Annotated in this window: 20 protein-coding genes; 11 read left to right on the top strand and 9 right to left on the bottom strand. The window is 54.5% G+C overall.

Translation table 11 applies throughout. The features are described from left to right. Positions 1-20: 20 nt before the first annotated feature. A complete protein-coding gene (locus tag ACQYWX_RS14635) occupies positions 21-779 on the bottom strand; it encodes a substrate-binding periplasmic protein (RefSeq protein WP_431689328.1) in 759 nt (252 codons plus the stop codon). A 295-nt stretch (positions 780-1,074) separates the two neighbouring features. Next, a complete protein-coding gene (locus ACQYWX_RS14630) occupies positions 1,075-1,752 on the bottom strand; it encodes an OmpW/AlkL family protein (protein WP_431689327.1) in 678 nt (225 codons plus the stop codon). 254 nt (positions 1,753-2,006) lie between these two features. On the opposite strand from ACQYWX_RS14630, the gene ACQYWX_RS14625 reads away from it, so the two are divergent. Together ACQYWX_RS14625 and ACQYWX_RS14620 are read left to right on the top strand one after the other, a co-directional pair. After that, positions 2,007-3,248: a sensor histidine kinase gene (locus tag ACQYWX_RS14625; RefSeq protein ID WP_431689326.1), complete on the top strand. Its 1,242-nt coding sequence runs from the start codon at positions 2,007-2,009 to the stop codon at positions 3,246-3,248. A gap of 11 nt (positions 3,249-3,259) precedes the next feature. After that, on the top strand, positions 3,260-5,086 hold the full coding sequence (locus ACQYWX_RS14620) for an ATP-binding protein (RefSeq protein WP_431689325.1): 1,827 nt from the start codon (positions 3,260-3,262) through the stop codon (positions 5,084-5,086). A gap of 58 nt (positions 5,087-5,144) precedes the next feature. On the opposite strand, the gene ACQYWX_RS14615 is transcribed toward ACQYWX_RS14620, so the two are convergent. The 7 genes from ACQYWX_RS14615 to ACQYWX_RS14585 all read right to left on the bottom strand — a co-directional run bounded on the left by ACQYWX_RS14615 (position 5,145) and on the right by ACQYWX_RS14585 (position 11,211). Next, a complete protein-coding gene (locus ACQYWX_RS14615; protein ID WP_431689324.1) occupies positions 5,145-6,596 on the bottom strand; it encodes an OmpA family protein in 1,452 nt (483 codons plus the stop codon). Between the two features lie 264 nt (positions 6,597-6,860). After that, positions 6,861-8,075, bottom strand: a complete 1,215-nt coding sequence (locus tag ACQYWX_RS14610) for a DSD1 family PLP-dependent enzyme (RefSeq protein ID WP_431689323.1) — start codon at positions 8,073-8,075, stop codon at positions 6,861-6,863. Between the two features lie 27 nt (positions 8,076-8,102). Next, the gene (locus tag ACQYWX_RS14605) at positions 8,103-8,489 is read right to left on the bottom strand and encodes a VOC family protein (protein ID WP_431689322.1); all 387 of its coding nucleotides are present in this window, start codon (positions 8,487-8,489) and stop codon (positions 8,103-8,105) included. 61 nt (positions 8,490-8,550) lie between these two features. Next, positions 8,551-9,075, bottom strand: coding sequence for a DUF1566 domain-containing protein (locus ACQYWX_RS14600; protein ID WP_431689321.1), 525 nt, complete (start codon positions 9,073-9,075; stop codon positions 8,551-8,553). A gap of 84 nt (positions 9,076-9,159) precedes the next feature. Beyond that, positions 9,160-10,251: a zinc-binding metallopeptidase family protein gene (locus tag ACQYWX_RS14595; RefSeq protein ID WP_431689320.1), complete on the bottom strand. Its 1,092-nt coding sequence runs from the start codon at positions 10,249-10,251 to the stop codon at positions 9,160-9,162. Positions 10,252-10,344: 93 nt separating this feature from the next. After that, positions 10,345-10,722 carry a DMT family protein gene (locus ACQYWX_RS14590; RefSeq protein ID WP_253938244.1) on the bottom strand — a complete coding sequence of 126 codons (378 nt, stop codon included), beginning with the start codon at positions 10,720-10,722 and terminating at the stop codon, positions 10,345-10,347. Between the two features lie 159 nt (positions 10,723-10,881). Then, complete coding sequence (locus ACQYWX_RS14585) at positions 10,882-11,211, bottom strand: transcriptional regulator KorA (protein ID WP_431689319.1); 330 nt, start codon at positions 11,209-11,211, stop codon at positions 10,882-10,884. A 212-nt stretch (positions 11,212-11,423) separates the two neighbouring features. Between ACQYWX_RS14585 and ACQYWX_RS14580 the strand changes: the two genes are divergently transcribed. From ACQYWX_RS14580 to ACQYWX_RS14540, 9 genes are all read left to right on the top strand, one after another. Further along, entirely contained in the window at positions 11,424-11,837 is a 414-nt protein-coding gene (locus tag ACQYWX_RS14580; RefSeq protein WP_431689318.1) for a hypothetical protein, read from the top strand. Positions 11,838-12,139: 302 nt separating this feature from the next. Then, the gene (locus ACQYWX_RS14575) at positions 12,140-13,798 is read left to right on the top strand and encodes an AMP-binding protein (protein ID WP_431689317.1); all 1,659 of its coding nucleotides are present in this window, start codon (positions 12,140-12,142) and stop codon (positions 13,796-13,798) included. A 56-nt stretch (positions 13,799-13,854) separates the two neighbouring features. Then, the gene (locus ACQYWX_RS14570) at positions 13,855-14,877 is read left to right on the top strand and encodes a cytochrome P450 (protein WP_431689316.1); all 1,023 of its coding nucleotides are present in this window, start codon (positions 13,855-13,857) and stop codon (positions 14,875-14,877) included. Next, positions 14,867-15,970, top strand: coding sequence for a hypothetical protein (locus tag ACQYWX_RS14565; protein ID WP_431689314.1), 1,104 nt, complete (start codon positions 14,867-14,869; stop codon positions 15,968-15,970). Before ACQYWX_RS14570 ends, ACQYWX_RS14565 begins: the two co-directional genes overlap by 11 nt. After that, complete coding sequence (locus tag ACQYWX_RS14560; protein WP_216736267.1) at positions 15,967-16,218, top strand: acyl carrier protein; 252 nt, start codon at positions 15,967-15,969, stop codon at positions 16,216-16,218. The genes ACQYWX_RS14565 and ACQYWX_RS14560 overlap by 4 nt, the downstream gene beginning before the upstream one ends. Next, entirely contained in the window at positions 16,215-17,900 is a 1,686-nt protein-coding gene (locus ACQYWX_RS14555; protein ID WP_431689313.1) for a carbamoyltransferase family protein, read from the top strand. Before ACQYWX_RS14560 ends, ACQYWX_RS14555 begins: the two co-directional genes overlap by 4 nt. Positions 17,901-17,910: 10 nt before the next feature. After that, positions 17,911-19,473, top strand: coding sequence for an MBOAT family O-acyltransferase (locus ACQYWX_RS14550; RefSeq protein WP_431689312.1), 1,563 nt, complete (start codon positions 17,911-17,913; stop codon positions 19,471-19,473). 78 nt (positions 19,474-19,551) lie between these two features. Further along, positions 19,552-20,406, top strand: a complete 855-nt coding sequence (locus tag ACQYWX_RS14545) for a hypothetical protein (protein ID WP_431689311.1) — start codon at positions 19,552-19,554, stop codon at positions 20,404-20,406. 127 nt (positions 20,407-20,533) lie between these two features. Further along, positions 20,534-21,289 carry a substrate-binding periplasmic protein gene (locus ACQYWX_RS14540; protein WP_431689310.1) on the top strand — a complete coding sequence of 252 codons (756 nt, stop codon included), beginning with the start codon at positions 20,534-20,536 and terminating at the stop codon, positions 21,287-21,289. Positions 21,290-21,296 lie beyond the last annotated feature (7 nt).

Here is a 21,296-nt window from a genome sequence, read left to right as displayed (position 1 = left end):
AACCCTCAGCACTCTACGCCTCAGGGCTTCAAGCCGTATTTATCCAGTAGCGCCCGCCATTCCGCGTCCTCATTCAACGCTGGCAGTTGCGCGTTGATGAAATCCCGCACCGCCTCCAGCTTCTGCGTCGCCAGGATCTTGCGCTCATACTGCTGATGGGGTTTTGAGGAGATGAAAAGTTTGTCGCCCAGATTGCCTTGCGAGACCATGTAAAACAGCTCGCCGCGAGGTATCAGTATGGCGTCGAGGCGGTTGCTCAATAGTTTGTCGAGATTCTTGGAAAACGAGGTGGTGTCCTCCCGCTTGATGCGGCCGGACTGCGCGAGATCGTCGATCCCCACATAATGATGCCCCGCCACGCCGCCAAAGCGTTTGCCTTCCAGGGACTCAGGGCCGGTATACTCCACCGGACTTTCCCGCAGGGACACGATCTCATTGGCGCCCCAGACGACGCGATCACTCCAGGCGTATTTGGTTTCTTCCTTATCCTGAAACCACAGGGGGTTCGCCCACAGCACCAGCCCTTGCTCAGCGCCGCTTTCCAGGTAGTGATTAATGCGTTTGCGGGGAAGATACTGAGGTTTAAAAACCCATTCGCCTCCGCTTTTTTCCGTCAGCACCCGGCACAGGGTCGATGTGAGATCATCGCCCTGGGGATCAATCGCAAACGGCGGCGAATCATAGTAGGTCCACACCTGCACCGTGGTCGCGGCCTGAACCAGCGCGCCGAACACAATGCAAAACAACCCAAAGACAGCGGAAGTCAAAGAACGTCCCATGCCATCCCCCATATCAGTTAAACCCAGTCAACGAATGGTGAAGCTTGAGCAATAAGTATAGATCAGGGAAAAGAAGTGAAACGGCGGCGATCAGGCTCTACCTACTTCTACCCGTCTCATCTAAGCGGCAGGCAAGGATGCGGAAACAAAAAAACCGCATGGGCGAATGTAGAGCCGCATGCGGGGATGAAGCGAGGTGAAGCTGGCCTGTTCTCATCCCTGAGCGCAGGCTGCAGAATTCATTGGCGGTTGGCTCCGCAGTCTTAGCCACGAAGCCGATTGCAAGTCGCTGGAATTAAAATTTGTAGCCAACGCCGACCATGTACACCAGCGGATCGATGTCCACGTCGGTTTTGATCTGCGCGCCGGAATCCAGGTCGATGGTGGCGGTGGTGTCGATGCCGATCTTCCAGACCGCCGCGTTAACCACCAGGTTATCGGTCAATTGATAGTCAACGCCCAACTGGAACGCCGCGCCGAAGGAGTTGTCCAGCTTGATTTTGCCGTCGCCCATGGCGTCTTTAAAATCCGTGGTCAGTTCTTCATCAAAGAACAAGGTGTAGTTCACGCCAACGCCCACATAGGGCTGGAAGGCGGAGCCAGCTTCCATCGGGTAGTACTGTAGGCTGACGGTGGGAGGAAGGTGTTTAACCTCCGCCGTTTTCAGATTGTCGCCTGCGACTGAGCCATGAGCGCTGACTTCATGGGAAAACGGCGTCGCCGCCAGTACTTCCAGACCGATATGCTCACGCAACATATAGGTGAAGGTCAGACCCAACTGGGTATTGCTGTCCACTGATACGCTGGAGCCGTCCAAGGAGGCGCCGTTCAAACGCAGGGTTGAGCTGTCATCCTGGGGGTCCACCATCGCGGCGCCGACGCGCAGCACCATATCTCCCGGCTGGTGCGCCATCGCGGAGCCCGCGCAGGCCAGCAGTCCCAGAGCCAACATAGATTTACTTAGCTTATGCATAACATACCCCTACTCTTCACATTCAACTGCAAAATTAAGAATTGATGACGGGGCGGGAGTCTATGCCTTTGCCGGCGAATAATTATGATTTGGATCAAGTGATTAGGGGGGTTAAGGCGCAGCCCGGGTCAGCTTTGACCCAGATCAACGGAAACGCTCTTTCTGCGCCGCCAAGCAGACATCCCGTTATCTTGCGATAGCGCGGGAGCGTGCTATACGTTGTTTAACAGGTTAAGGGAAGAAAGGATGCGGCCATGGAATCCATCATCGATTTTTTCACCGGCAAAGGGTACATGCCTCATGGACACTGTTACCTCTGGAAGCCCGGCATTCTCTGGCTGAACATCAGCTCCGACGCGCTCATCGCCCTGGCGTACATGACCATCCCGATCACGCTGATCTACTTCATCCGTAAACGCCAGGACGTGCCGTTCAACTGGATGTTTATGTCCTTCGGCGTCTTTATCCTGGCCTGCGGAGCCACCCATGTGATGAATATCTGGGTGACCTGGTATCCCGCTTACTGGCTGATCGGGGGGGTGAAAGCCGTCACCGCGGCGGCTTCTGTGATAACCGCCCTGCTGCTGGTGAAGCTGATTCCCGCCGCCCTCTCCATTCCCAGTCAGGCGCAACTGTCCCGGATCAATCAGGAGTTGCAGCGCTCCAATGAAGAACTAATGGCGACCAATCGCAAGCTGGAAGAAACGCAACACCAACTCATGCAACGAGAAAAGATGGCCGCCCTGGGACGCCTGGTGGCGGGAGTGGCGCATGAGATCAACACGCCCATCGGCGTCATCGTCACCGCCTCCACATTGCTGACAGAGGAAACCGAGCGCTTGCAGAAAACCTACGCCAGCGAGTCATTGTCAGAAGAAGAACTGACGGACTATATCAACGCCGCCAGAGACTCTACCCGCCTGATCGCGGCCAACGCCAGCCGCGCCGCCAACCTGATCCAGTCTTTCAAACAGGTCGCAGTCGATCAGTCCGCAGGCGAGGAGCGGCGCTTCAATCTCTCTCAATATCTCCATGAGATCGTCACCAGCCTGTCTCCGGCGCTGAAAAAAGCCTCCTCCAGCGTCAGCATCCATGGTCCGCAAGAGCTGGAGGTTTACAGCCATCCTGGCGCACTGTCGCAAGTGTTGACTAACCTTATATTGAACTCCCTCACTCATGGCTTCGCAGGAGGCCCGGGGATCGTGGATATTCGTTTTGACGTGGTGGACGATCAGGTAGAGCTGCTGGTGTGCGATAACGGCGTGGGAATTCCCGAGTCCTTACGAGACAAAGTTTTTGAGCCATTTTTCACCAGCAAACGTAATGAAGGAGGTAGCGGCCTTGGCCTGCATATTCTTCACAACCTGGTGACCAACGTCCTGAATGGGAAAGTAAGAATCGCCGATACCGGCGCCGAACAGGGCGTCGCTTTCGCAATCGAATTCCCCAGGGACGGCGGCGATAAGCGTCGCCATGACGGTGACTTTACAGCCTGACAGAATTTGGAATGACGAGACTAAAACTACGCTCCAGCCATTCCGGCGACATCGATGGCGCTCTCCCAGAGCCGCCGCCTTGCTGGCTAATATTAATCGTCGACGACGATGAAGACCTGCACTCTATCACCCGCCTGGCTTTGCGCAATGTGGAGTTCCACAACCGCAAGCTGCAACTCGCCAGCGCCTACAGTGCGGAGGAAGCGCGGAAAGCTCTACAGGAAAACGCGGGCGTCGCCGTTATCCTGCTCGACGTGGTAATGGAAAGCGACGACGCCGGCCTGGAGCTGGCCCGCTATATCCGCGAAGAACTGGGCGACCACAATGTCCGCATTATCCTGCGAACGGGACAGCCGGGCATGGCGCCGGAACGGGACGTGATTCTGCGTTACGACATTAATGACTACAAAAACAAGACCGAGCTGGACGCGCAAAAGCTCTACACCTCGGTCATCAGCGCTCTGCGCGCTTATGAAAGCCTGTGCGCCCTGGAGACCCATCATCGGGGGCTGCGACAAATCATTGAAGCGCCGGATTACCTGCAGCCAGGAACTACACTGCAGGATTTCGCGAAGGACATTCTGTCGCAACTATTACGCATCACCGGCTTTGAAGGAACGGGCCTGATGCTGAGCCCACCACCGCCATCCGAGCCCCCAGACGCCTACACCATCCTGTGCGGCTCAGAGGATATCACCGCAGGCGCGCCCTGGTCGCAGGCGCCCATACCCGCCCCCGCACGGGCAGCCATCAAAGCAGCCTTCCAAACCGGTGAAAGCCAGTTCTCCTCGACTGAAACGGTGCTTTTTATTGGCCGTCACGACGAACCCGGTCTCGTCGCTTACCTGGACGGACATACTCCTGATGGGCTGGCGCGCAATCTTCTGGAAGTATTCGACGCCAAAGCCGCTATCAGTCTTCACAATATGCGTCTGCATAACCAATTGGCGGACGCCAACGCCACCCTGGAGGAAAAAGTCGTCGCCCGCACCCAGGAACTGGAGCAAACCCACCTGCAGCTTCTGCAAAGTGAAAAGTTAGCTTCTATCGGACAATTGGCGGCGGGCGTCGCCCATGAAATAAATAACCCCATCGGCTTCGTCAGCTCCAACCTGGGCTCCCTGGAGAATTACGTTAAAGATCTGATGAGCATTATTGACGCAGCGGAAGCCGTGCGACAAAACAGCGATGACGAAAACCCGCGCTGGAATGAATTCAAAACCATCATCAGCGATCTGGAGCTGGACTATTTACGCCAGGATATTCCCGACGTCATCGCCGAAACACGCAATGGCCTTGAGCGGGTGCGCAAGATCGTACAGGATTTGCGCGACTTCACCCGCGCCGGCGAGGGAGAAGAATGGCGTCACTCCCCCATTGAAGCCCAACTGGAAAGCGCCCTGGCTATCGCCTGGAATGAAATCAAATACAAGGCTGAGGTGATCAAAGAGTATGGCGACGTGGGGGAAATCGAATGCCTGCCCGGGCAATTGAACCAGGTGCTGTTGAATCTGCTGGTCAACGCCGCGCAGGCGATCGAGAGTTCAGGAAAAATCTGGCTGCGCACCGGATTCTGGGAGCAAGGCGTATGGGTGGAAGTGCAGGACAACGGCGCCGGCATCCCGGAGGAAACCCGCAAACGCATCTTCGATCCGTTCTTCACTACCAAACCCGTCGGCAAAGGCACCGGATTGGGACTGGCCATCTCTCACAGCATCATTGAACGCCATGGCGGCCGCATTGAGGTGGACAGTACGCCGGGACAGGGCGCCCGCTTTCGGCTTTGGCTGTTGAGCGAGCGTCCGCCGCAGGAGGCCACCCCGGCGAAGGCGGTTTAATCCATGCAAAACCCCGGCGACACGCGCCCGGACAGGGCGCGCATCGTTGACGGAAAGATCAATAGACCTGTTCTACGCCGCCTTCATTGACGATCAGTACTTCCACTCGACGGTTGTCAGCGCGGCCTTCCGTGGTGTCATTGGTGGAGACCGGACGTTGCTCGCCGTACCCCATCGCAGTGATTTTATTGGAAGGGATGCGACCGATTTCTTTCAGCATCTTGGCTACTTCCTCCGCCCGTTGTTGCGACAGGCCCTGGTTCAGCTCAGTGGAGCCGCGATTATCCGTATGGCCGGACACCACAACCCGGGCATTGGGGAACTCTTTCACCGCTTCGATGATTTTGTTCACCAGGGCGAAGTTTTCTCCCTGAATCTCGCTTTTGCCGGAGGGGAAGTTAAACCCGTGGGCGCGAATCAGCACGTTGTCTTTCTGTCTGTACACATCCGCTTCTTTCTCCGTAAACAGAGACTGCACTACGGCGAATTTCGCGGTGATGGCCTGCTTGCGCTGATCTTCCCGCTGCTGTTGCGCCATCAGTTCGTCTTTTTCCGACGCCGCTCTCATCTCACGGGTCTTGGCGTTTTCCAGCGCCAGCAACGCGGAATCGCGATCCGTCATCAGGCCTTGAATATTGGCGCTGACTTGACGCACCACTTCCTTGTTGGGCTGATCGAAAGGCAACTGCTGGTTAATCGGACGGGCGGCTGTCGCCAGTTGCTGCTGATACCACAGCACTTTGTCTTCTTCGTTGAAGTCGGACTCATCGAAGTATTTGACGGTATCGGCGATGTACTCCGCGCGCATCACGTTCCACAGGGATTTTTGCGCGTGGGTCTGCGCCCTTTCGGTATCGGTTCTGTCCGCATCCAGGGTTTTCAGAGCCAGTTGATATTCTTCCTGCGCCATTTCCATGGTTTTGGGGGCCAGGTCGTCAATGTCGCGGCTTCTGGCTGATTCCAGCGCGTCACGGGCGCGGTCCACAATATTGCCCTTGAGCGCGTTCAGCTCCGCCTGAGAATACAGGCGCGCCACTTCCGCACGACCGGCTTTGGCGTCTTCGACGCTGCCTTTTTCAATCATGCCGGTGAGTTTGACGAGATTGTCCTCCGCTTTCATAAACTCGCCGGGGATAACTTTGTCCGCATTAGCCGCCAGGGCTTTCTGCCGTGCGTTGAGCACATCTTCCAGATTATAGGCGGCGACCTCCGCATTGGTGCGGGCTTCACTGATAGAGGCCAGTCCCTGTCTGGCGATGCCGGTGGCTTTGGCGTTATCGGCCTGAGCCCACTGCAGCGCATCCTGATAGGACTTTCTGGCCTGGCTGTAGCGCTGCGGCGACAATACGTTGAGATTCTGTGATTTCCCCTGCTCGACCTGATCTCTCAGTTCTTCCAGGGCGGGATATTGCTGGTAGGCGGCCTGCTCAGTGAGCGCGGTCTGCGAAGCGCAGCCAGTGAGCGTTACGGCGGTGATTACTGCGGCGAGATAGGCGTCTACTCCTTTCATTCTGAAGTCTCCTTACGATGGTTGGATACTTACATCGTGTTGACTGATTTTTCTACAGCCTGAAATCAGTTATACGGTAAGTAGATACAACATAGATTTATTTTTGTTCGATTCTCCTGAACATCCTTGGAGGGTCACAGCACAGAGTAGTCAAGAAAGTCAGGAACCGCCATTAATTGGGGCCCTGTTCGACTTAGTGAGTTGTACTTAGGGTGATGCTACGTCATATTGCGCGTCGCACTGTCCCCTGACAAGCAAAGGCGTTTACCAGCCCTGAATGCGGGGCCAGATTGCCAGCAGTTGGTTGGCGCCATCCAGCACGTGATAGTGCAGAAACTGTCCCGCCGTGGCGCAGGCGTGGTTGGGAAGAATGCGCAGGCGCGTTCCAATGGGCAGTTCCGGGAGCGCCTCCCTGCATCCTTCACGCATGCTCCCCCCTTCTCGCATGCTAAGGACGCCGTGTTCCTGGTTGACGGCGCTCACTAACAAGCCGTCAATGACCCGCCCCTGTTCATCGCACACCACGCCGTAAAGCTGATCCACTTTCTGCTCCGCCGTGCCGCGATCCCGGGATAAGGCCGACCAGCCCGCATCCACAAAAAGCCAGCCTTTGGCTTTGTTGTGTCCAGTCACAGTGGTCACCACCGACAACGCAATGTCGTTCAGCTTGCAGACCCCGATGCCCGCCATCACCAGATCAAAGAAGGTATACACCCCGGCCCGCACTTCCGTCACGCCCTCCAAGTGAGTGTAAGACAACGCCGCCGGCGTCGAGCCGACGCTCACCTCGGGACAGGCCACGCCCGCATTGCGCAACGCCTGCGCCGCGGCCACCGCCGCCCTGCGTTCCTGCTCTGCGGCCGTCGCCAACTGTTCCGGCGTGTCGCAGTCATAGGCTCCGCCGGAATGACTCATCACACCGCGCACCTCCACGTCCGCTTCATGCAACAGGCGTCCGATGGCGACCAGTTCGGGATCATCCGCGGGCAATCCAGCGCGGTGGCCGTCGCAATCCACCTCGATATACACAGGAATATTGGCGTCGTTTTCCCGACAAAAGGCGATGACCATTTCGGCCTGCTCGCGGCTGTCCAGCAGAATAGAGATATTGACGCCTGTACGCTGTAGCGCCAGCACGCGAGGCAGTTTTTGCGGGGAGATGCCGACGGCATAGAGCAAATCCGTATACCCCGCTTCCGCAAAGGCTTCCGCCTCTTTCAGGGTGGACACGGTCGCCGGGTCCTGCTTGCTCGCCATCACCAGCTCCGCAGCGGGGACGGACTTGACCGTCTTCAAGTGCGGCCGCAAGCGCACCTTAAACGGCTGCAAATAAGCGCGCATGCGCGAAATGTTGGCTTGGAAACGGGTTTTGTCCACCGCCAAAAACGGCGTGTCGATTGTATTCAGACTTTCTGTGGGCGTTGGCGTTGCATTCACAAAGTTCTCCCGTTGGGGTTGCTCGTTCACCACAAGGCGCATGACCGCGCCTATTCAGCGTCGTTCGCCCTATTCAACATCCCCATAAGCGCTGGCCAGGACCACCACGTAGCCATCTGGGTCGCGCAGCCAGATTTCCCGATGCTGGGCGCGGGAGTTCAGTTTTGGCCCTTCAAGAATGTCCGCCTGTAACTCCCTTGCCCGCGTCACCGCCGCATCAAACTCATCCACCTGAAACCATAACAGTACGCCGTAGCCATGGGGCGCGGCGTCCGGGTCGCCCAGATTAGGATGGTCGTGGGCATGCCAGGCGTGCAGTTGCATAAACATCTCCTCACCCTGCACCAGCTGTTCATATTCCGGGCCGCCATGCCCGCTTCGGCAATCCAGCAATGTCTGATACCAACGGCTGCTGGCGGCCACATCGCGGACGGCGATAAGCGTCTGTGCTTGCATCTTACGCTCCTTATCCATGCTTTAAGAAACAGTTCCAACTTATTGTTTATAAGACAAAATACTAATTTTTAGGCGTCTCTTGCTCCCTCACCAGTCGCAACGCCAACGGAAACCTTTCCGTGTGTCCATCTATGTCGCCGGTCATAAAATCGACGAAGTAATACAGGGTTGGAACCTCTTCGACCGGAGTCTGGCTCCAGTAGGGACTGCCTTCACCCAGGTCCTGCACATCCGGAAAAACCTCAGCGTTGATCGCCGGTTCCGAGCAGCCCCGTCGCACCAGGCTGTATAACTCCTCGATAGTCGGAATGCGCCAGCCGTGGCCCTGCAGTTGCGCAAAGTGACGCGCGCCTTCCAGGGTGGAGATTTTCACTTTGCCGACGCAGCCTGAACCCTCCCGCCAGGTCAGCCCCATGCTGCAGCGGCTCCAGGTCAACCCGGTTTTCGTATCATAGACTTCTGCGCCCTTCAGTACGAACTGGGAGGTCGGCGTGACCTCCGAGGAGCACGCTTCCTGCGCGACGGCCGCCGCTGACACCAGGGAGAACGCGAGCATGAAAAGCAGTTTATTTATATTTAATAACATATGGTTAAGCCATGTTTTTAAAGTAATAGATTACATTTTTTGGCAGTCTATCACTCATGTCGACACGGCTCTGTTAACAATCCGTCAGCTTATCCCTGGCGCATTCGTCGAGCTGGCCTCGCGCACGGTCAGGTGCACAAACTCCAGTTTCTGCAACACCTGCGGCCCCAGCATGAAAGGATACGCATGGGCGTGGCCCATACTGCGGTTCAGGCTGTTGAGCGCGAAGGTCAGGGGCAGCCAATGGTCCAGCAATACGGAAAACGCCTGCTGATTGTAGGGATCGAAGTCATGGCTTACGTCCAGGGTGGCGTCATCGCCGGCGCGGGGATGAATCATCAGGCCAAACTGATAGGCCGTCTCCAGGGTGTCGATCATATGCAGGTAATGCGCCCAGGTTTCCGCCCAATCTTCCCAGGGATGACTGCTGGCGTAGGCGCTGACGAAACGCTGCGACCAGTCTTGCGGCGGCGCGGACTGATAGTGACGCTCCAGCGCCTCGCTGTAATTCTGCGTTTCATCGCCAAACTGGCGGCGGAATTCCGTTAATCGGTGGCTGTCCCGTATCAAGCGGTCCCAGTAATAATGCCCGGACTCATGGCGAAAGTGCCCCAGAATCGTACGATATGGCTCGCCCATCTGCTCACGCATGCTTACCCGCAGCGCCGGGTCCGCCTCCGCAATATTCAGGGTGATAACGCCCTGGGCATGGCCGGTCATGACTCGGTCGCGCTCATTGAAACTGGGGTCAGGGTCCGCCAGAAAATCAAAGGCCAGCCCGGCGTCATCCTGACTGCGGGGCGTCAATGGCAGTCCCAGACGCATTATGGTGAACGCCAGACGGCGCTTTTCCGTCTCCAGCGTCCGCCACAAAGGGAGATTCTCCGCAATGCTCAGGTCAGGAATGGTCCGGTTGAGCTGACAGGCGGCGCATAACTCCACCGGCTCGTTTGCGTTCAGCATCCAGTTGCACGCGGCGTGAACGGCGTAATTGGAACACTTTTTGTACTGCCCATGAGTGTCCCCAACGCGCCGCCACAACCGGTCTCCATCAGGAGTAAACGCCGCCATAACCATCTCACCAGGAACGAAACCCAAGGCGGCGCCGCAACGGGTGCAGGCGACGTTTTCAAAATAGACGAGATTACCGCATGCCGGACAGGTAAATAGTTTCATAAAAGGCGAGGTTCCCTGCGACCTTCATTTGATGAGTCAGTGAAGATTCCAAGCGCGCCCTGAAACATCGGCGCGCCGGTCCAGTATAACTTTTTAGCTTTGCAGCGCCTGCATAATGGTGGGCCTGAAGATAAAAAATACGGCGCCCAGGATACACAATCCCGCCCACAGAAAATCCAGTCTAAGCGGCTCCTTCATGTAGAAAAAAGCAAATGGAATGAACACACTTAGCGTAATAACTTCCTGTAATATCTTAAGTTGCCCCAGGCTGAGTTCGCCGTAACCAATACGGTTGGCGGGGACCTGCAGCAGGTACTCGAACAAGGCGATGCCCCAACTCACCAGCGCCGCAATAATCCAGGGCTTGTTGTTCAGCTCTTTCAGATGCGCGTACCAGGCGAAGGTCATAAAAACATTACTGACGAGCAGCAGAGACACGCTCACCACAACAGGAGAAATAGTCGGCCACATAGACAACCAGCGATATAAAGAAGATGGATGACAACGAGAAAGACAAGCCGGAACGGCTTAGCCCGCGCCGCAGAGAGCAGCGGGGGCGACTCATTTCATCATAACCCGGCTGGGTGTCAATAGTTGCACGTCAATAAGAGCTTTGAGCGGGTCAATGCGTCAGCTGGTCGCCGCTTCCAGCGCCTCTTCCTCCGCGCCCTGTTCCGAGTGGATCGGGAAACGATCCAGTTCTTCCATCGCCCTCACCTGGGCGACGTTTTCGGGACTCACCAACACCTCTACACGCACCAGCCCCAGCGCTTCAAGACGCTTGGCGTAGTTGGCCAGTACGTTCTTTTCAATCTGGCCAATACGGGTGTTCGACAACCCTGTGCGTCGCACGATCAATTTCCTGCGAACGCGTTTGACCAATAAGTCGTGCGCGATAATACGATTGGATTCGGCCAGTTCCATGCCGGAGATGGCGATCCGGAATTGTTCTTCTGTCATGGGAGCGATTACCACCTGGATCTAAAAAAGAGATGCATCCTTAAGCTTCATTGTTGTCTCGGCGTCGCCGCTGCTATCGAAACGGCAATATACCCTAAGCATATCAGAGATATAAATGGGGATTATTGTTGTAGTTTAAAGTATTAAGTTAAATCAATTGCGTTACCCGGTAACATATTGGAAAATGAGCAAAACTCAAGCAGGTTGCCACAATGCGAAAGAAGTACGACATTCAAGCGCTGGACTATGAGTACGCCAAACGCTGGATCGACAATAAATTCCGCGACGCCGCCTTCCCTGGCGGAGCCGATGCCTCACCCGATCGTCGCAGACGCGCCGCCAAGGCGCTGACCCGGGCCGCCAGCCACGGCTCTCTGAACGCCTGGTGCGAAAAGTGGATGACGTCACCAGAATGGAACTCAATGAAAAACGCCATCCGCGCAGCCCGCCTGCGTAGAGAAAAGCAAAGAGGAACCGCCGTCCCCACCCGCGGCGTCGACTTGAACGTCATGGCCCACCAGATCGTCAGCGCCCTCGCCAAAGCCGAAGGCGTCACCATTAGTGAACTGATTGAAATGAAGTTGAAGAAGGACTTCCAAAAGCTGAAAAGGAGAACCCGCCGTTAGGTTTCACGGTCCGTAACAGGAAGCGATTAGCTTCCTTCACGCAGCTTTGGCGTACGCAATCAACTTTCCTATACACCCCGCCATCATTAAAGGCTACGCCGGGCTATTAATATGCCCATTCAACACCTTACGGAAGACCTGAGCAATTTTTAAGCGTCTAATGAGGCAAGCAGAACGAGCCGCATCCTGCCGCGTTTTTTTCATGTACCAAGTGGAAGATCCCAGGAAGGGGCGCTAGATTTATTAACAGAAGTCATAAGAGTGCAGTCAGGTATAACAATAAACTTTTTCAAGGGAACTTCATGGACGACAAAATACGTCATAACAACCAAGAAAAATCTGTTGCCGCATTACTTGTCGAGGGGCTGAAGAGCAGCCCACAAGAATACATTCTGACCTATCTGAACAAAGGCGGAGAGCTTGGCGAAACCCGCTATTCACCAAGTCAGCTGCTCTCCGCAAGCGCCGCCTATGCAGAACGCTTGCGCCGCGCTATGAATGGCGCTCACGTGGCCTTACTCTCCATGGAGCCAGGCTGCGACTTTGTAGTGGCGTTGCTGGGATGTCTGTTTTCCGGCACAACGGCTATTCCTGTGCCAGCGCCCCGATCAACCAAGGAGATGAGCCGACTGCAGGCGATCATGGAGGACAGTCGTACGCGCCATGTCATCTGCGACGCAAACACTCTGGCGTATTTTCAGGAGAATGCCGCAAGCGCCGAGGGTCTTCAGTTAATCCATATCCCCACTAGCGGCGATGACGTCGACGGTCAGCAAAACGCGTCGGTTCAAGAGCCGATGATAACGCCGTTCGCCTTTCCTCACGAACCCGTCATTATTCAGTACACGTCCGGCTCAACCAAAGCGCCAAGAGGCGTCAAAGTCACAGAGAAAAATATCCTCGCAAACCAGCGTATTTCCGCTGAAAAGTGGCGCTTCGCGCCCGAGAAGAACATGTTGTCTTGGCTGCCTCACTACCATGACATGGGACTGTTTGGGAGCATCATTTACCCGCTCATGTCGGGCATGCAGTGTGTCTTGATGAGCCCCGTTGATTTTATCAAGCAGCCGTTGCGCTGGCTGGCCGCCGTCAGCAAGTACCGCGCAGCCATCAGCGGCGGGCCCGCCTTCGCTTATCAACTATGTCTGGATATCGCACCGGATGAGTTTATCAACGGACTGGATCTTTCCTGCTGGCAAGCGGCGTATTGCGGCGCTGATTATGTGCCGCATCAGCTACTGGAGAATGTCAGGAAGCGGTTCAGCGCAGCCGGGCTGCATCCCCGTTCTGTGTTGGCTTGTTATGGACTCGCGGAGAGTACGCTTTATGTGGGAGGAGAAAAGGTCTGGGAAGATCTGCCTGAGGTATTCGCCCAACGCAGCAACGAACTCACCACTTGCGAAGGCTGCTACCTTGGACGTACGTTTGATCACATAAGAATTTTGTCGACCGAGGGAGGCAGCGACAAGGAGGCAGGAGAAGCCGGCAAAATTTTCATCAGCAGCGACAGCGTGACGGAAGGTTACGTCAACGCGCCATTGCCATCATTCGTGGAGAATGGAAGAACCTGGCTGGACACAGGAGATATCGGTTTCATCAAAGACAACTACCTGTTCATCACCGGACGTGAAAAAGACATGGTAGTCATCCATGGCAAAAACATATTCACCAATGATCTGGCGCTAAACGCAGCCAACATAATCCACACACTAAACCCCAACGCCTGCGTGCTTTACAAACGTGAGCCCGACCATCGTCTGACAATGTTAATTGAAACCAAAAACAAAACCGCCGAGTTTGATGAAGAGAAGGTCGCCTTAATCAAACGCCAGGTATTTGATGAGTTTGGCGTCAGCCTTATCGACGTATCCATACTTCCGAGAGGCTCAATGCCCAGAACGTCGAGCGGTAAGGTGCAGGCGGAACTTGTGCGTCGCAGCTACGCGGAACAGGTCGTATGAGGCCAGAGGCGATACAAAGCCAGGAGTTAGCTCTCAAGCTTTTAAGCCATAAGAAGATGGCCGCATTTTCCATCGAAGACTATGTGGAAAAACTGAACAAGAAAAGCGGAGAGGACTTCTCTTACCTCCTCCGCGTCGTTCGCGCCATGTTGTCTTTTATGGAAGGCCCTGCGCATATCGCGTTGAAGAAAGTCGTTCTGTCCTCGCTGCAGCAGGGACTTGTGATGATGGATAAACAAAGTCTGCTGGCCGTCACGCGAGAGCTGTTGCAGGGCCTAAAGCACAGGCCGCAGGTGGATTTGGTCAGCGACCTGTGCGACCCGCTGTTTATTGCAATGATCAGCAAGCTGTTTGGTCTTGATATCCCTGACCGAGAAAAATTTCTGGCGTTGATCGACGCAACCGCCGCGATTACCGAGCCACTGTTGCCAATAAGGCGTTTGAAAGCGCTACAAAACGCCTTTTTATCACTGAGGGACATAATCAACGGCCAATGGCGGACGCTCAGCCCCGGAATCCTTCTCGCAATGCAACAGCAGGGGGACCACCTGGATCAGGAAGAGCTGCTGATACTCATGGCGACGCTGGTGATAGCGTCTCGCACCACAACGGAGACGCTGGCGGGAATCATGCTGGAAAACAGTAAGGAACCCGGTATTCGTCATGTGTTGCTAAGCAATCCTCAATGGGTTGAAGAGCATATCGAGGGAATGGTAAGGCTTTGCGCTTCTACAGAGTATTTGACCCGCGTCGCCAAACAGCCAGTCAATTTGGATGACCTAGCCGTCGCAGCGGAGGAGCAAATTCTCATCCATGTCCCCTCCGCCAACCGTGACCCCGATTATTATCCCGACAACCGCTTTTCGGGGCTGGAGCACAGCCGTCAATGCCGCCACATCGCCTTTGGCGGCGGCAGCCACCGCTGTCCTGGGGCTAATCTGGCCAAGGTCGTTCTTAGCGCAGTGATACCCATCATCTACTCAACTCTGGAGCTTATCGACATCGATCCCGAAGCAGTGCAGTACAAGAAATCCACCTTCGCCAAACGACCTGCGAGTATCCCGGCCTATGTTTGCTGAAGAAGAAATCCAGGCGCGCAGAAGCAAATTTGAAGAGAAGAACGGCATCGTCATTCTTGACGATTATCATGACGCCGCGACCGTTTTATCAGATAAGGCATTCAGGGTCCCGGATCTCCCCGGTTTCCTGCGCAAATTGGAAGCGCACGCCCCTGTGGACTTGCGCTTTCTGAAAATGTACGTCGATAACTCGCCGTTTTTCCTGGAAGGTCCAAAACATAAACGGCTAAGAGAGATCTGCCTTCGCTACCTCAGCGGGCAGGCTTTGAAAGAGATGGATGACGTCATCGTCACTCAAACCGGCCTTATTCTGGAAAAACTACCCAATACGTCCTTTGATGTTGTCGCGCTTGTCGGGAAACCCATATTTACCCTGATCATCAAGCCACTGCTTGGATTAGCGCCCCTCGAAGCCGAAAAGTTCGACCGCTTGGCCATGGTTCTGCAGCGTTTGATCGAACCTATGCTGTCACTGAACAATCTGGCGCGTATCAATAACGAACTGGAATGGTTAACCCAACAGATCCAGCAACAACTTCAGTTGGAAACACCAGCCAGCGGCGTTTTGGCGAGCTTATTAGCGGATGACGACGCGCCGCTGTCTCATGAGGAGAAAATCGCTCTCGTCATCACGCTCTATGCTGCGGTAGCGCCTCTGGCGCAGACGCTTTGCAATATGATTGAGATCCTGTACCGGGATGGCCCACCTCCCCCTTCTGAACCAGCGCATATTCTCGAAAGCCTGCCGCTCTTACTTCACCAAAGCGCCGCGCCGCGATTTATTCATCGAGTGGCGGCGGAACCACGCAGATTAGGAAACATCGTTATTCGTCAGGGCGATACCGTCATGATTAATATCGCCAAAGCGGCCCTGACGGAATCTGATGTACCTGAGTCGCGCTTGAGACACTACAGCTTCGGACATGGCGCGCACTTCTGCATTGGCGCGCCGCTTTCCAAACGCATTACCAGTGAATTTATTCCAAGGTTTTTAAAGCAGTTCCCTCGCTTGCGCGTCCTCAATAAGCAGTACGACGAGAGTAATCACATCGCCAGAGCATTAACTTTATTAACTGTGAGCCCTGATCAATGAAACTGGAAAAAGAATATATCGTGAGTTTTATCCTTGATCGCGCATCTGAACTGACCAAGACGTCCCGGGAACAACTATTTGGCGATACGCCGCTGGCTTCGATTGGCGTAGACTCATTATATGCGGTGTTGATTTGCGGACGTCTTGAAGATCATTTCGGAATCGAGATTGAGCCCATCGTCATGTTCGAATACCGCACCGCCAATGAAGTCGCCGACGCGCTGCTGAAGATGGCGCAGCCTGTATGAGTCGTTATTACATTGGACTGTCCACCTCCGGCCATGATCCTTCTTTCAGCATTGTAAATAGCGATGGGCTGGTGATTTTCGCCGAGGCGACTGAACGCTTTCTGCAGGACAAGAGAGCCTGGGGCGTCATGCCGGACCATATAGGACACATTGAGAGCGTCCTGAAACCCTTAATAGCTTCCGACCCCCGAGCAGAGTTTCTAGTCGCCACCAGCTGGAAATCCATCAAGGAGGAACTACCCGTACAGATATCCGATGCGCTGTTGCCCGCCTCGCTCGGTGAATGGATTCGGCGCCAGCAGGGCTATATTCAGGCCAGAGCGGGAAATCATTGTCGAATAATTTTGGGAGAACGCATGTTGGGCGAGGTGCGCCACTATGATCATCATATGTGTCACGCCGCCAACGCGTTGTACTCCTCGCCATTTTCAGACGGTCTTTGCCTGGTGTTGGATGGCGAAGGAGAAGTGGGCGCCGCCAGCTTATTCGAATTGAACGATAGCGTGCTGAGAAGGGCTTGGCGCTCGTGGGGACCCGGTAGTTTAGGCGCGCTTTATGGTTGGCTGACAGAGCTGTGCGGGTTTAGCACCCGTCACGGCGAAGAATGGAAAGTAATGGGATTAGCCGCCTACGGCCAAGCGGATGAGAAACTTGTCGAGGAAATCAAATCAATCATGCAAGTCGACGCAGGTCGGCTGCTGCTATCAGACAAAGACCGGATCAAGACAGTCGTAAGCGCCTTGCAGCGGCTCGCCAGAAAGCCTGAAGATCCGATCTTAAGCCAAGCCCACCTCGCGATGTCCGCACAACAGGCCTATAAGGAACTCGTCGACCACATCCTCGACGACATAAAGGATCAATACCCAGACGCATGCAACCTGCTGCTCTCCGGGGGGTGTGCGCTGAACTCCCTCTACAATGGCGGCGTCAAACGACAACATGGTTTCGAGCAAGTCCATGCTCCGTCAGCGCCGGCGGATGATGGCAACTCTCTAGGCGCAGCCATCCTCGCCTGGGCCGAGGATAACAAAACTACCCAATTGCCACATGGCCATCTATCGCCTTACCTCGGTTCGTCAATCGCCGCCACAGAGATTGACGCCGTAGTGCGTTATTCCGGGCTTACAGTCACTCCGCTGCCTGAAGGAAGCGAGGACTTGATCGCCCATGAGCTTGCCGCAGGAAAAGTCATAGGGGTGGCCCGTGGGCGCGCGGAGTTCGGTCCACGCGCGCTGGGAAACCGATCCATTCTGGCGGACCCAAGAGCGCCTGAGATGAAAGACAGAATTAACGGGATCATTAAAGGTAGAGAGTCATATCGCCCTTTCGCCCCCGCCTTACCAGAAGAACTGGTTCAGGATTGGTTTGATGACGCACAGCCTTCTCCCTATATGTCTTTCGCGCTTCCGTGGAAAGAAGAAAAGCGCTCTCTGGTTCCCGCTGTCGTGCACCACGATGGGACAGGACGATTGCAAAGCGTCTCCGCCAGCGTATCGCCCTGGTTCCATAGTCTGCTAAACGCTTTTGGCGAAATAACCAACGCGCCGGTCCTCTTGAACACCAGTTTCAACGTAATGGGAAAGCCCATTATCCACTCGGCTCACGACGCCGTTTCGGTACTGATGTCCACAGACCTGGATGCGATTCTTCTGGACGCTCATTACATTCAGAAAAAGAGGTAACGCGGAAGGGATGAAAATCTCCTACCTGACCTTTTACCTTCTGGTGTTTCCGGCGATCCTCTGCCTCTTCTCACTGTGTAGAAGAGTCGCCCCAAGATACGCCAGACTCTGCGTCGCCCTGGCTTCGATGCTGTTCCTCGCCATCGCAGATCGGGTTTCATTTGGCATTTTGCTGGGCGTGGTATTAATCAACTACCACTTGATTCGAGGCATGGAAGTCGCCCCTCATCGGAAACGCCTGTATAAGCTGATCGGGGTCTCGCTCAGCCTAACGCCACTTATCTTTTATAAACTGTTTGGCGGAACGGTCTACTTTGATGGAGATCTGGCTCAGTCTCTCCTGCTTCCACTGGGTCTGGCGTTCTATTCGCTGCAGCAGGTCACAGCGATAGTCGATTCCGCCAGCGGGCAGGTAAAACCAATTCAGATCAGCGATTACCTGTTCTTCTCCTTTTTCTTCGCCACGCTGACCTCGGGCCCGATCATTACCTACAAGGACATGATGGGACAGTTGCAGCAGGACGATTCGTCGTCCATTTCTTCCTATAACATTGACCTTGGCGTCAGCCTTTTCATTCTCGGCTTCGCGAAGAAAACTCTGATCGCAGACCCTATTGAGAGCATGACAGGCGCACTATTGCAGGTGAGCAATATCAATCCGGAAACCTACTATTCCATCTCAGAACTTTTATACATTTTCTGGGGCGGCATGCTAAGTTTTTACTATGTGTTTTCCGCCTACTCTGACATGGCCATTGGCATCGCTCTGCTATTCGGGGTGCGTCTGCCCGTCAATTTCAATTCGCCTCTCAAAGCCAGAACGCCCCAGCAATATGTAATGTCCTGGCATATGAGCTTCATGGCGTTTGTCAGGCAATATGTATTTCAGCCCGTCTATCTAATGCTGAAAAGGACACCGATAAAGGACTTGAATACGCGTTACCTGCTCGCCTGGGCCGGGGCCGTATTCTGCTCCTTCGGCGTGGTGGGCGTCTGGCATGCGCCGGATATCGTTACAGTCGCCATCAGCCTGGGCGTCGCCATTACGATCGTGGGCGTAGAGTCCTCATCGCTTGTATTTAGAAGACGTAAACCCGCCTCAGCTCGCACGCCAAGCCTTCTATCAAGAGCTATTTTGCTGATATTTATCTGCCTCTGCGCCATGAAGTTCACCCACCCTGACTTTGAGATAGTGCAGTCCTTCACCAATATGCTTACTCACAACCCTACTCTTTTCGTGTCCGACAGACTCGATTTCCTGTCAGGGTATCTCCATGGAGCATGGATCGAGTACTACAGTTTTTTTCCAACTCTCACCACAGTCAATCGTTATGAAATAGCACAACCGACGCTTTCGCCGGACCTCAGCATGCTTCATATATTGCTCGTCACCCTGATTACGTTTTACTGCCCAAACTCAATGCAGATTTTCGGTCTGTTGGAGAAAAACGAAGAGGACAATATGAAAGCGCGTTGGAGCAATCGTATGCGCGCAGCCATCGCCGCGGGGGTATTGCTGTGCATCTCACTATCCTTCGCCAATAACGGCTCCAGCTTCAGCTATGGCGGGTAACCAGTGACCCGCTATATTAGGTGTATCGCCTGTGTCGTCTTCCTCTGTTACGCCGTGGTTCTTCCGGTGAATATTTTAATGGACCCACTGGGTCTGGGATGGGCCACGGAGATCGCAGACGAACCTGCGATATACGATGAGATTAATACGCGCCTTGACTTTGAAGAGATAAAAACAGCGCTTGCGGAAACATCCGCCACCAAGGTGCTGATAGGGTCCTCTCGCGTCATGAGAGGCTTTGACACCTGCGCTCTTAACACAGTACTCAACATTGGCGTAAGCAGTATTACTTCCGCGCAAACTGAATACCTGGTCGACTACGCGGTAAACCTGAACAAGTTTGACGCCATTCTTGTGGAGGCTTTGCCATACACGCCGCCAGAGAAGATCCTGTCCGCGCAAAAAGACCTTATCGCCAAACTGATCAGCCTGAGGACATTCTTCATTTCTTCACGGGCCCTATTGGATCAGTTCAAGCCCAAATCTCAGACTAAGTTTGACTGCGGCCATTCCAGCGCCGCAGGCCCCTACTTCACGGAAGTAAGCACATTCGACAAAAGGGTGTACCGGCAATATCGCGATATTTCACGATATGCGACAGACATAGCGCTGGCGATTAAGCGTATACAAAGCAAGGCCAGCCCCAAGACCAACGTGATTCTTTTCATCCCTCCGGTGCATCCAGATCTTGTTAACCCGGAAGAGGTCGACCAGTTGATTGCAGAGATTGACAGGGAATTGGGAGAACATAAAAGTCTGGTGTCTTATTCAAAAATATATGATCGCGAATTTCTTAATGAACCTCGATTATGGCAGGACGCCAATCACTTTAGCCCGGAGTTGGGAGCTAACTATCTGCAGTATCTTGTACAAATCAGTAAGTCAGGAGATAAGCATCCTATGCGCGACCACGGCGACCTTAAATTCAACTAGACTTTTCTTACAAGCATTTAGACTCGCTCACGCAGCCGAAGCCAGCAAGCGCCACATGGATATCCCCGTACTTCCAAAACAGACGCACCGTCATTGCGTTAAACACGTTTTATGCGCCTTTTTTGTCATGTTGGGGATAGCACAGGCGGCGCTATCCAATGTCGCTCAGGCCCGGGAAACCATTTCCATCGCCACTGGCGAATATATTCCCTGGGCCTCTCAGAAAGGTCCCCATAACGGCTTTATCGGACACATCATTACCGAGGCCTTTAAACGTCAGGGCATCGACGTCACGTTTGAGTATTATCTGTGGGCGCGCAGTTATGAACAGGCGCGCCAAGGGCTGCACAACGCCGCTTCGTACTGGATATGCAGCGAAGAACGCCAGAGAGATTTCTTCTGCAGCGATCCCGTGGCGGAGGAAGACATTGTCTTTTTCCACCAAAAAACCACACCGTTAGACGATTGGAACTCTCTCGACGACCTTCGCCTATACAGTATCGGAGCCACCATTGGTTATACCTACACAAAGGAGTTTTGGGCGGCGGCGGAGTCTGGCATGTTGCGGGTAAGCACAGTCCCCGAGGACGAACAGAACTTCAATATGCTGGCGTTGAATCGCATCGACTTGTGCCTGATGGGCCCGGTCGCAGGCCTGACATTGCTGCGCCAGAAGTTTCCCAAGGCGATCAGAGAGTCCATCACCTACAATCCAAAGCCCCTCGCCACCACCCGCCTGAGCTTGCTGTTCCCCAAAGTCCACAAGGATTCCGTACGTCTGATGCTGATGTTCAATGAGGGACTCAAGCAGATCCGCGCAGAGGGGATCTATGATCGCTACATGGCGGATCTGCTGGCCGGGAAATATGATCCGAAAAACTAGAAAAACT

This window comes from Hahella sp. NBU794 (genome assembly GCF_050749805.1).
GTDB lineage: Bacteria > Pseudomonadota > Gammaproteobacteria > Pseudomonadales > Oleiphilaceae > Hahella.
The sequence above is the reverse complement of the archived record's forward strand: the minus strand, read 5'-3'. Positions and strand labels throughout refer to the sequence as shown.